Here is a 12880-nt window from a genome sequence, read left to right on the forward strand (position 1 = left end):
CGTCGTAGTCGTCGCCGAGGGTGTCCTGGGCCATCGCGGACAGCGGTCCGTCGGGGCCCAGTTCGAGGAAGGTGGTGACGCCCGCGTCGCGCAGTGTCCGTACGCAGTCGGCGAAGCGGACCGCTTCCCGCACCTGTGCGACCCAGTACTCCGCGGAGCACACCTGCTCGTCCGTGACCTGCCGGCCGGTCAGGCTGGAGATCAGCGGGATGTCCGGCGCCGTGAAGGTCAGCCCCTCGGCGACCTCGCGGAACGCGTCGAGCATCGCGGCCATACGGGGTGAGTGGAAGGCATGGCTCACCCGCAGGCGCTTGGTCTTGCGTCCCTGGGAGCCGAACGAGGCGGCGAGGTCCAGGACCGCGTCCTCGTCACCGGAGACGACGACCGACGTGGGGCCGTTGACGGCGGCGATCGACACCCGCTCGGACAGCAGGGGGACGACCTCGTCCTCGGTGGCCTGCACCGCGACCATCGCACCGCCGGCCGGGAGCGCCTGCATCAGCGTGGCGCGCGCCGCGACCAGGGCGCACGCGTCGGCCAGCGACAGCACGCCCGCGACATGGGCCGCCGCGATCTCACCGATCGAGTGGCCGGCCACGAAGTCGGGCTTGACGCCCCAGGTCCGTACGAGACGGAACAGCGCCACCTCGATGGCGAACAGCGCGGGCTGCGTCCAGCCGGTCTCGTCCAGCAGCGCGGCCTCGGCCGTTCCCTCGGCGGCGAACAGCACCTCGCGCAGCGGGCGGTCGAGCAGCGGGTCGAGTTCGGCGAACACCGCGTCGAGCGCCTCGGCGAACGCCGGGAAGCGCTCGTACAGTTCACGGCCCATGGCGGGCCGCTGGCTGCCCTGGCCGGTGAAGAGCAGGGCGGTCCTGCCGCGCCGTGCGGCCTCGCCCTCGATCACCCCGGCGTCGGTCCTGCCGGTGGCGAGCGCGCTGAGCGACCTCAGCAGCGCGGTACGGTCCTGCGCCACCACGGCCGCGCGCCTGTCGAACTGCGAACGGGTGGTGGCCAGCGAGAACGCGCCGTCGACCAGGTCGAGTTCGGGCTGCGCCTGTACGTAGGACAGCAGCCGCGCCGCCTGGCCGCGCAGGGCGTCGCGGGTCCGGCCCGAGATCAGCCACGGTACGGCTCCGGCCTCGCGGGGCGGGGCAGTCCGCGCCGGGGCCGGGGTGGCCGGGGGCTGCTCGATGATGGTGTGGACGTTCGTACCGCTGATGCCGAACGAGGAGATACCGGCGCGCCGAGGGCGGTCGGTGTCCGGCCAGGTGGTCGGCTCGGTCAGCAGCTCGACCGCGCCCTCGGTCCAGTCCACATGGGAGGACGGGGCGTCGACATGCAGCGTCTGCGGGAGGGTGCCGTGCCGCATCGCCATGATCATCTTGATCACCCCGGCGACGCCGGCGGCGGCCTGGGTGTGACCGATGTTGGACTTCACCGAGCCGAGCAGCAGCGGCCGCTCCGGGTCACGGTCCCGGCCGTAGGTGGCCAGCAGCGCCTGGGCCTCGATCGGGTCACCCAGGGTGGTGCCCGTGCCGTGCGCCTCGACGACATCGACCTCGTCGGCGGAGAGTCCGCCGCTGGCGAGCGCCTGCCGGATCACCCGCTGCTGCGAGGGACCGTTGGGGGCGGTCAGGCCGTTGGACGCGCCGTCCTGGTTGACCGCGGAGCCGCGCACCACGGCCAGGATCCGGTGGCCGTTGCGTACCGCGTCGGACTGCCGCTCCAGGACGAGCATGCCGACGCCTTCTGCCCAGCCGACACCGTCGGCCGACTCGGAGAACGCCTTGCAGCGGCCGTCGGGCGACAGACCGCGCTGCCGGGAGAAGTCCACGAACACCGAGGGCGTCGACATGACGGTGACGCCGCCGGCCAGGGCGAGCGAGCACTCGCCCGAGCGGAGGGCCTGGATGGCCCAGTGCATGGCGACCAGCGAGGACGAGCACGCGGTGTCGACGGTGACGGCCGGGCCTTCAAGGCCCATCGTGTACGACACCCGGCCCGAGGCCAGACTCGCCGAACTGCCGCCGCCCCGGAAGCCCTCGAACTCGGGGCTCGCCAGCACGGCGCTGTAGTCGCTGTACATCACGCCGGCGAACACGCCGGTGGCGCTGCCCCGCAGGGACAGCGGGTCGACACCCGCCCGCTCGACCGCTTCCCAGGACGCTTCCAGCAGCAGGCGCTGCTGCGAGTCCGTCGCCAGCGCCTCGCGCGGGCTCATCCCGAAGAACGCCGGGTCGAACTCACCCGCCTCGTGCAGGAATCCGCCCGAGCGGGTGTAGGCCGTACCGGCGTGGTCCGGGTCCGGGTGATACAGCGACTCGACATCCCAGCCACGGTTGACCGGGAATCCGGAGATCGCGTCGGCGCCCTCGGTGACCAGCCGCCACAGGTCTTCCGGTGAGGTCACTCCGCCGGGGTAGCGGCAGCTCATGCCGACGACCACGATCGGATCGTCGGCCACCGCCGCGGTCCGGGTGGCGGCGGGCGCCGCGGCGTCCGAGCCGAGCAGCTCGTCGAGGAGGTACGTGGCGAGGTTCCGCACGGTCGGGTAGTCGAAGACGAGCGTGGCCGGCAGCCGCAGCCCGGTCACGGTGTTGAGCCGGTTCCGCAGCTCCACCGCCGTCAGCGAGTCGAAGCCCAGGTCCCGGAACGCGCGTTCCGCGTCGATGTCCGCACCGCTGGCGTGGCCGAGTACGAGCGCGACCTGCGCGCGGACCAGGTCCAGCAGCATGTCGTGCCGGTCGGTCTCGTCCAGCCGGTTCAGCCGTTGTACGAGATCGCTCGCCGTCGCGGAGCCGGCGACCGCGGCCCGGCGGGAGCGGGTACGGATCAACGTCCGCAGCAGCGGCGGGACCTCGCCCTGGGCCCGCAGCACCGCCAGGTCCAGCCGCACCGGCGCCACCGCCGCCTCACCGGTGGCCAGCGCGGCGTCGAACAGCGCGACACCCTGCTCCACCGACAGCGGCGGCATGCCCGCGCGGGCCATCCGCTCCATGTCCGCGTCGGTCACACCGCCGGTCATTCCGCCGGTACGGTCCCACGGACCCCAGGCCAGGGAGGAGCCGGGCAGGCCCTCGGCCCGCCGGCGCTCCACGAGCGCGTCCAGGAAGGCGTTGCCCGCCGCGTAGTTGCCCTGGCCCGCACTGCCGAACACGCCGGCCACGGAGGAGAACACCACGAACGCGGACAGGTCGAGATCACGGGTCAGCTCGTGCAGGTTCCAGGCCGCGTCGGCCTTCGGCCGCAGGACCGTGTCGAGCCGCTCCGGAGTCAGTGAACCGATGACGCCGTCGTCCAGCACTCCCGCCGTGTGCACCACGGCGGAGACCGGGTGCGCGGCCAGCAGGCCCGCGAGTGCGTCGCGGTCGGCGACATCGCAGGCCTCGACCGCGACCTCGGCGCCGTGCAGCTCCAGCTCGGCCACCAGCTCCTCGGCGCCCTCGGCGGCCCGTCCGCGCCGGCTGACCAGCAGCAGCCGCCGTACGCCGTGCTCCGCCACCAGGTGCCGTGCCAGCACCGCGCCCAGACCACCCGTACCACCGGTGATCAGGACACTGCCGCCGGCGCCCCAGACCGGGCCCACGCCCGCGCCGCCGGCCGTCCGCCGGCGCACCAGGCGCCCGGCCCGTACCTCACCGCCGCGGACCACCAACTGCGGCTCGGCCACGCCCAGAGCCCGCGGCGGCAGGGCGGCCGGCGCTTCGGGGTCCAGATCGACCAGGCCGAACCGGCCGGGGTGCTCCGCCTGCGCGGAGCGGATCAGGCCCCACACCGAGGCCGCGGCCACGTCACGGCCGCCGACGGCGCCCCGCGTCACGAACACCAGCCGCGCGTCGGCGAACCGCTCGTCCGCCAGCCACGCCTGGGCCGACGCCAGCGCGTCCGCCGCCAGCGCGTGGGCGGACCTCGCAGCGCCGTCGCCGGACTCACCGGCGAGCGCCGTCAGTACGACATCCGGGACCGGGGACTCCGCCGCCGCCAGCGACAGCAGATCCGGGTAGGTCACGGCGGTGCTCACCGGCGCCAGGTCCTCGGCGAGCCCGAACAGGTCGGGGCCCACCAGGGCCACCGGCCCGGGGGCCGCCGTCCCGGTCCGCACCGGGGTCCAGTCGAGGCCGAACAGCGCGTCCCTGCCGACCAGGGCGACGGTGCCGAACTGCTGGGCCGCGACGGGGCGCAGCACCAGCGAGTCGATGGAGGCGACCGGCTCGCCCGAGGCGTCGGCCACGGTGAGGGACACCGCGTCCTCGGCGGCCGGGGACAGCCGTACGCGCAGCGCGGAGGCGCCGGTCGCGTGCAGCGACACACCCTCCCAGGAGAAGGGCAGTCCGCCGTGGCTCTCCGCACCGAGTTCGACGAAGGAGGCGGCGTGCAGGGCCGCGTCCAGCAGCGCGGGGTGGAGTCCGAACGCGTCCGCGTCGGCCTCGCCGCCCTCGGGCAGCACGACCTCGGCGTACACCTCGTCGTCCCGGCGCCAGACGGCCCGCAGGCCCTGGAACACCGGGCCGTACCCGAAGCCGTCCTCGGCCAGCCGGCGGTAGAGACCGTCGATGCCCACCGGTTCCGCGCCGGCCGGGGGCCACACGGCGGTGTCGAGGACGGAGCGCTGCTCGCCGAGGGCGAGCACGCCGGTGGCGTGCCGGGTCCACGCGTTCTCGTCGCTTCCCTCGGGGCGGGAGTAGACGTTCACGGTGCGGCGGCCGGAGTCGTCGGGGTTGCCGATCCACAGCTGGACCTGGATGCCGCCCTGCTCCGGGAGGATCAGCGGCGCCGCCAGGGTCAGTTCCTCGACCCGGTCGCAGCCGACCTCGTCACCGGCGCGGACGGCCAGTTCGAGGAAGGCGGTGCCGGGGAGCAGCGTGGTGCCGCGTACGGCGTGGTCGGCCAGCCACGGGTGGGACTGGAGCGAGAGCCTGCCGGTGAGCAGGGCGCCTTCGGAGTCGGCCAGGGAGACGGCGGCGGAGAGCAGCGGGTGGTGGGCGGCGCCCAGTCCGGCGGCCCGCAGGTCCGCGGTGTGTCCCTGGGTGCCCTTGGGCCAGTACCTGCGGCGCTGGAAGGCGTAGGTCGGCAGATCGGCGCGGCGGGCGCCGGTGCCCGCGAAGTAGTCGTCCCAGCGGACGGTGACGCCCCGGACGTGCAGACCGGCCAGGGCCGTGGTGATCGTGTGGGTCTCCGGGCGGCCGGCCCGGAGTACGGGGAGCGCGGCGGCGCCGTCGGCGCCCGCCGCGTCGGCGCCGTCCTGGGTCATGGCGGACAGGACGCCGTCGGGACCGAGTTCCAGGAAGGTGGTGACGCCGTGGCCGAGGAGCCAGTCGACGCCGTCCGCGTACCGGACCGCGCGGCGGACATGGTCCACCCAGTAGTCGGCGGAGGTCACCTGTCCTACCGTCGCGGGCTCACCGGTGACGTTGGAGACGAACGGCATCAGCGGGGCCTGGAGGGACAGTCCCGCGACCACGGCGCGGAACTCGTCGAGCATCGGCTCCATGAGCGGCGAGTGGAAGGCGTGCGAGACCCGCAGCCGCTTGGTCTTGCGCCCGTCGGCCTCCAGCCGGGCGGCGATCTCGCCGACCGTGTGCTCGTCGCCGGCGAGGACGACGGCCGTCGGACCGTTGACCGCGGCGAGGGACACCCGGTCCTCGTGGCCGGCCAGCAGCGGCGTGACCTCGTCCTCGGTGGCCTGTACGGCGACCATCGCGCCGCCGGCGGGCAGGGCCTGCATCAGCCGGCCCCGGGCGGCGACGAGCGCGGCGGCGTCGCCGAGGGAGAGCACCCCGGCCACATGGGCGGCGGCGATCTCACCGATCGAGTGGCCGGTCAGGTAGTCGGGCTTGATGCCCCAGGACTCCACGAGGCGGAACAGCGCCACCTCGACGGCGAACAGCGCGGGCTGCGCGTACTCGGTACGGTCCAGCGTGTCGGCGTCCTCGCCCCACAGCACGTCGCGCAGCGGACGGTCCAGCCGCTGGTCCAGCTCGGCGAGCGCCGCGTCGAGAGCCTCGGCGAACACGGGGAAGCGGCCGTACAGTTCGCGGCCCATGCCGAGCCGCTGGGAGCCCTGGCCGGTGAACAGGAACGCCAGCTTGCCATCGCCCTGCGCGGCGCCCTGTGTGGAGCCCTGTACAAGGTCGGCCGCCGGCGTGTCCTCGGCGAGGGCGGTCAGTCCGGCGAGCGCGGCGTCGCGGTCGGCGGCCATGACCACGGCGCGGTGCTCGAAGCCGGCCCGGGTGGTGGCCAGCGAGAAGGCGGTGTCGAGGAGGGGTGTCGCGGCGTCGGCGTCCAGCGCGGACAGCAGGCCGGCGGCCTGTGCCCGCAGCGCGTCAGAGGTCCGCCCGGACAGCAGCACGGGTACGACACCGGGCTCGACGCCGGGCTCGGCGTTCGCGCCGTCCGCCGCCTCGGGCGCCTCCGGCTCCGGGGCCTGCTCGACGATGGTGTGCGCGTTGGTGCCGCTGATGCCGAAGGAGGAGACGGCCGCCCGCCTGGGCGCTCCGGTCTCGGGCCACGCGGCGTTCTCGGTGAGGACCTTGACCGCGCCCTGCGTCCAGTCCACGTGCGAGGAGGGCTCGTCGGCCAGCAGCGTCCGCGGCAGCACTCCGTGCCGCATCGCCATGACCATCTTGATGACGCCGGCGACGCCGGCCGCGGCCTGGGTGTGGCTGATGTTGGACTTGACCGAGCCGAGCAGCAGCGGGCGGCTCTCGTCGCGGTCGCGGCCGTAGGTCGCCAGCAGGGCCTGCGCCTCGACCGGGTCGCCGAGCGTGGTGCCGGTGCCGTGTGCTTCGACGACATCGATCTGGTCGGCGGAGAGCCGGGAGTTGATCAGGGCCTGCTGGATGACTTCCTGCTGGGACGGGCCGTTCGGCGCGGTGAGGCCGTTCGAGGCACCGTCCTGGTTGACGGCGCTGCCGCGCACGACGGCGAGGATCTCGTGGCCGTTGCGCCGGGCGTCGGACAGCCGCTCCAGTACGAGGATGCCCACGCCCTCGGCCCAGCCGGTGCCGTCGGCGGAGTCGCCGAAGGAGCGGCAGCGGCCGTCGGCGGACAGTCCGCCCTGGCGGCTGAACTCGATGAACGTACCGGGGCTGGACATGACGGTGACGCCGCCGGCCAGCGCGAGGGTGCACTCCCCCGCGCGCAGCGCCTGGGCGGCGAGGTGCACGGCCACCAGGGACGACGAGCAGGCGGTGTCCACGGTCACAGCGGGGCCGACCGTGCCGAAGGAGTAGGAGATCCGCCCCGACAGGACGCTGCCCGTGTTGCCGGTGAGCTGGAATCCTTCCGCGCCGTCGGCGGGCCCGACCCGGTAGTCCTGGGCCATCGCGCCCATGAACACGCCGGTCTGGCTGCCCTTGACGGAAGTCGGGTCGATGCCCGCGCGCTCGAAGGCCTCCCAGGCGGATTCGAGCACGACGCGCTGCTGCGGATCCATCGCCACGGCCTCGCGCGGCGAGATGCCGAAGAAGTCGGCGTCGAAGTCGGGCGCCTCGTGCAGGAAGCCGCCGGAGGTGGTGCTGGACGAGGCGAGCGCCTCGGTGTCCCAGCCGCGGTCGGTGGGGAACTCGGAGATGCCGTTCTCGCCGGCCTCGACCATCCGCCACAGGTCTTCGGGGCTGCTTACTCCCCCGGGATAGCGGCAGGTCATACCGACAATGGCGATCGGCTCCTGAGCCGACGTCTCGAGTTCACTCACCCGCTGCCGCGTCCGTCGGAGATCGGCGGTCGCAAGCTTGAGGTAGTCCCGGAGCTTCTGTTCGTTGTCCATCTCAACTCAACCCATCTCGACAGCCAGCGGCCGAACATGAATCACGCCGGACATCTCGCGCTCGTCGTGCAATGCAATTAATGAGAAAGCCACATGGCTTCACAGCCGATTACGGGGGAAGCCATGTGGCGAGTGTCGTCGCGACCGCGACGGGAATTCCCTAGTTCTTCGCGGTCCTGCGGTCCACTACCAGCTGGAGGCCAGCAGAAGGTCCCCGTACTGGTGTTCGCGGGAGACCTGGTCGAGGTCCGCGTCGACCATCATGTGCATCAGTTCGGGGAAGTCGACGGAGGGCTTCCAGCCCAGCTGGGTCTGGGCGTGCTTGCTGTCGGCGCAGAGGATCTCCACCTCGGCGGGGCGGACCAGCTCGGGGTCGATGACCACGTAGTCCTCCCAGTTGAGGTCCACATGCTCGAAGGCGATCCGCACCGCGTCGGAGACCGAGTGCATGGTGCCGCTGCCCACCACGTAGTCGTCCGGGTCGTCCTGCTGGAGCATGAGGTGCATCGCGCGCACATAGTCGCCGGCGAAGCCCCAGTCGCGTACCGCGTCGAGGTTCCCCAGGTGCAGTTTCTCCTGGAGTCCCAGTTTGATCCTGGCGACCGCCAGGGAGATCTTCCTGGTCACGAACTCCGAACCGCGGCGGGGGGATTCGTGGTTGAAGAGCATCCCGGAGACCGCGTACATCCCGAAGGACTCACGGTAGTTACGGGTGATGAAGTGCCCGTACGCCTTGGCGGCGCCGTACGGGCTGCGCGGGTGGAAGAGCGTCGTCTCGCGCTGCGGGGTCTCGGCCGCCTTGCCGAACATCTCCGAGGACGACGCCTGGTAGAAGCGGATCTGGCCGGTGCCCGCTGCGGTGCGGGAGCTGTTGAGGCCGCTCACCATGCGGATCGCCTCAAGGACCCGGAGCACGCCCATTCCGTTGACTTCGGTGACCAGTTCGGCCTGCTGCCACGACATCGGCACGAACGAGATGGCGCCGAGGTTGTAGACCTCGTCCGGCTGCACGGTGTCGACAGCGGACACCAGGCTGGCCTGGTCCATGAGATCGCCCTCGACAAAGGACAGATCCGAGACGAGCCGGCTGACCCGCGACTTTCGCGGGTTGGCCTGGCCCCGGATCAATCCCCATACCTGGTAGCCCTGCGAGAGCAGGTGCTCGGCCAGATAGGATCCATCCTGCCCGGTAATTCCAGTGATCAGCGCACGCTTGGACATTCCAACCCCTTCTCGACCACGGAGAGACCGTCCAAACGCAGAGCTCGGTCGACGACCTTGCATCGAATACGCTTCTGTCCGGACGATAGACATCGGCACGCTCGCAAGCCGCCGACCACGGTGTCAAGAAATCCCCGGCATACTAGGGAATTCCTGAGTCCCGCCGCCGGCCGGAAAGCGGGAAGCGGAGAACACTAGTAATTTTCGGGCGTCCCGTGCGGTGCACTGTGTGCGTCGGCGTCCGGGCCGGCTCTGTCAACCGGAGTGTCTTTCCGTGCTGTTCAGACTCCTGCGTACCCATGTACGTCCCTACAGGCGAGCGGCCGCTCTGCTGGTCCTCCTGCAACTGGCCCAGATTCTCGCCACGTTGCTGCTGCCGACCCTCGGCGCCGCGCTCATCGACAACGGCGTGGTCAGAGAGGACAGCGGCTACATCACACGGGTCGGCGCGATCATGATCGCCGTGGCGCTCGTGCAGATCGTGTCGGCCGTCGGCGCGGTGTCGCTGGGCTCGCGCACCGCGATGGCGATGGGGCGTGACATCCGCTCCGTCGTCTTCCGCCGGGTGCTGGACTTCTCGGCCCGCGAGGTGGGCCGGTTCGGCACGCCGTCGCTGATGAACCGGACGGTCAACGACGTCCAGCAGATACAGACCCTGGCCCTGTCGGGCTTCGGCATCGTGGTGTCGGCGCCCCTCATGTGCCTGGGCAGCGTCGCGCTGGCGCTTCAGCAGGATGTTCCGCTGGCCCTGATCCTGGTGCTGCTCGTCCTGGTCGTCGGTGTCGCGTTCGGTCTGCTCCTGGCCCGTATGGGGGTGTTCTACGAGCGGATGCAGACCTACCTCGACCGGCTGGGCAGGCTGCTGCGCGAGCAGATCACCGGGGTCCGCGTGGTGCGTTCCTTCGTCCGGGACGCCTATGAACGCGAGCGGTTCGCCCGGACCAACACGGAACTCTTCGAGGTCTCGCAGCGTGTCGGCCGGCTCATCGCGACCATGCTCCCCGTGGTGCTGCTGCTCATGAACGCGTTCATGGTCGCCATCCTGTGGGTCGGCGCGCACCGGATCGACGCGGGGACGATGCGGATCGGCGCAATCAGCGCGTTCCTCAGCTATCTCTCCCTCATCCTGATGTCGGTCGTCATGGTCGCGTTCGTGTTCCTCTCGGTGCCCCGCGCGAAGGTGTCCGCCGCACGCGTGCAGGAGATCCTCACCACCCCCACGAGCGTCACCCCGCCGGCCGAGCCGGCCGGGACCGCGCCCGCCGCCTCCGGGCATCTCGTGCTGCGCGCCGCGGAGTTCCGCTACCCGGGCGCGGAGAAGCCCGTACTGCAAGGAATCGACCTGACCGCCGGTCCCGGCGAGAGCGTGGCGATCCTCGGCAGCACCGGCAGCGGCAAGACGACACTGCTCAACCTGGTCCTCCGGCTGTTCGACGTCACCGACGGTTCGGTGCGCGTCAACGGCGTCGACGTACGGGAGCTCGACCCGGAGGTACTCAGCCGCGCCGTCGGCTTCGTACCGCAGAAGCCGTATCTGTTCTCGGGCACCGTCGCGACCAATCTCCGCTTCGGCGATCCCGACGCCACCGACGAGGAGCTGTGGCAGGCCCTCCGGGTCGCTCAGGCGGCCGAGTTCGTCGAGCGCATGCCCGGCGGTCTGGACGCCGAGATCGCTCAGGGCGGCACGAATGTCTCGGGCGGGCAGCGCCAGCGCCTGGCCATCGCGCGCACCCTGCTGCGCCGGCCCGACATCTACCTCTTCGACGACTGCTTCTCGGCGCTCGACTATGCCACGGACGCCGCGCTGCGGACCGCCCTCGCGCCCGAGACGGCCCGGGCGACGGTGATCACGGTCGCCCAGCGGGTCGCCACCGTCCGGTTCGCCGATCGCATCGTGGTCCTCGACCAGGGTCGCGTCGTCGACACCGGCACCCACGCCGAGTTGCTGCGCGACAGCACGACGTACCGCGAGATCGCGCTCTCCCAGCTCACCGAAGAGGAGGCCGTCGATGGTCTCGCCCGGCAGCCGTAGCGAACCCGGAGCGCGCGGGCCCGGCCGCCGGCTCCTCGGCCTGCTCAGGCCGCACCGCTCCCTCATCTCGCTGGCGCTCGCCCTGGGGATCGGCGGGATCACGCTCAACGCGTTCGGCCCGCTGCTCCTCGGCAAGGCCACGGACCTGATCGTCGACGGCGTCCTCGGCCACGCTCCCGGCACCGCCGTCGGCTCCGAGGCGCCCGGCGTCGACTTCGGCGAGGTCGGCAGGGTGCTGCTGATCCTGCTCGTCCTCTATGTCGCGGCCTCGCTCTTCATGCTCGCGCAGGGGCGGCTGATCGCGGCCGTCGTGCAGCGGGTGGTCTTCGCTCTGCGGGAGAAGGCGGAGGACAAGCTCGCGCGGCTGCCGCTGCGCTACTTCGACCGTAATCCGGCGGGCGAGGTGCTGAGCCGCGCCACCAACGATGTCGACAACCTCCAGCAGACGCTTCAGCAGACCCTCGCCGAGCTGATCACCTCGGTGTTCTCCATCGTGACGATGCTGATCCTGATGCTGGTCATCTCGCCGTCCCTGGCGCTGATCATGCTGGCGAGCGTGCCCGTGTCGGCCGTGCTGGCGGCCTGGATCAGCAAGCGCGCCCAGCCCCGGTTCGCGGACCAGTGGGCCGCCACCGGCGCGATGAACGGGCATGTCGAGGAGATCTACACGGGCCATTCGCTGGTCAAGGGCTTCGGCAGGCGCGAACAGGCCGAGCGGCACTTCGACGCGCACAACGAGGCGCTGTTCCGCGCGGGCAGGAAGGCCCAGTTCGCCTCGGGCACCATCGAGCCGTCGATGATGTTCATCGCCAACCTCGGCTATGTGGTCGTCGCGGTGGTCGGCGCGTGGAAGGTGGTGAACGGCTCGCTGAGCCTCGGCGACGTCCAGGCGTTCATCCTGTACTCCCGCCAGTTCAGCCAGCCGATCGTCCAGGTCGCGAGCGTGGCCGGCCGCCTCCAGTCCGGGATCGCCTCCGCCGCCCGGGTCTTCACCCTCCTGGACGCCGAGGAGCAGGGCCCCGACCCGAAGCGCCCGGTCAGGCCGGGCCGGGCCGGCGGCCGGGTGCGGTTCGACCGGGTCTCGTTCCGCTACTCCCCCGAGACCCCCCTGATCGAGGATCTGTCGCTCACCGTGGAACCCGGCAGCACCGTGGCGATCGTCGGACCGACCGGTGCGGGCAAGACCACGCTGGGCAATCTGCTCATGCGGTTCTACGAGGTCGGCGACGGCCGCATCCTGCTCGACGGGACGGACATCGCGTCGATGACCCGCGACGACCTGCGGGCACAGTTCGGTCTGGTGCTCCAGGACACCTGGCTGTTCCGGGGCACGATCGCCGAGAACATCGCCTACGGACACGCCGGGGCGACCCGCGACGAGATCGTGGCGGCGGCCCGCGCCACCTGCGCGGACCGATTCATCCGCACCCTGCCGGACGGCTACGACACCGTGCTCGACGACGAGTCGGCCGGTGTGAGCGCGGGCGAGAAGCAGCTGATCACGGTGGCCAGGGCCTTCCTCGCCAAGCCGGCGGTCCTGGTGCTCGACGAGGCGACGAGCTCGGTCGACACCCGTACCGAAGTCCTCATCCAGCGCGCGATGAACACCCTGCGCGAGGGCAGGACCAGCTTTGTCATCGCACACCGGCTGTCCACCATCCGTGACGCGGATGTCATCGTGGTGATGGAGTCCGGGCGTATCGTCGAGCAGGGCACCCACGACGAACTGATCCACCACCAGGGTGCCTACGCCCGACTGCATGCTGCGCGCGCCCATGAGTCGCCGCGCGCCGGGCTGCCGGCCGGCGACTGATCCCGCAGCACCCGAGGCCGGCCCGGTCAGGCGTCCGAGCCCGAGC

Annotated in this window: 4 protein-coding genes (1 of these 4 running past the window's edge); 2 read left to right on the plus strand and 2 right to left on the minus strand. The window is 71.7% G+C overall.

Features of this window, described 5'->3' with window-relative positions:
* On the minus strand, positions 1-7768 hold the 5' end (the start) of the coding sequence (locus ACZ6MZ_RS11350) for a type I polyketide synthase (protein ID WP_469351239.1). It extends 20729 nt beyond the left edge of the window; only the first 7768 of its 28497 coding nucleotides appear in the window; the start codon lies at positions 7766-7768; its stop codon lies off the left edge, out of view.
* Between the two features lie 186 nt (positions 7769-7954).
* Positions 7955-8989, minus strand: a complete 1035-nt coding sequence (locus ACZ6MZ_RS11355) for a GDP-mannose 4,6-dehydratase (protein WP_389785481.1) — start codon at positions 8987-8989, stop codon at positions 7955-7957.
* Positions 8990-9263: 274 nt separating this feature from the next.
* On the opposite strand from ACZ6MZ_RS11355, the gene ACZ6MZ_RS11360 reads away from it, so the two are divergent.
* Together ACZ6MZ_RS11360 and ACZ6MZ_RS11365 are read left to right on the plus strand one after the other, a co-directional pair.
* Entirely contained in the window at positions 9264-11021 is a 1758-nt protein-coding gene (locus ACZ6MZ_RS11360) for an ABC transporter ATP-binding protein (protein ID WP_469351241.1), read from the plus strand.
* Positions 10999-12834 (plus strand): ABC transporter ATP-binding protein, encoded by a 1836-nt coding sequence (locus tag ACZ6MZ_RS11365; protein ID WP_469351243.1) that lies wholly within the window; start codon positions 10999-11001, stop codon positions 12832-12834. Before ACZ6MZ_RS11360 ends, ACZ6MZ_RS11365 begins: the two co-directional genes overlap by 23 nt.
* Positions 12835-12880: the final 46 nt, after the last annotated feature.

The sequence above is a fragment of the Streptomyces sp. NPDC042201 genome (assembly GCF_055582185.1).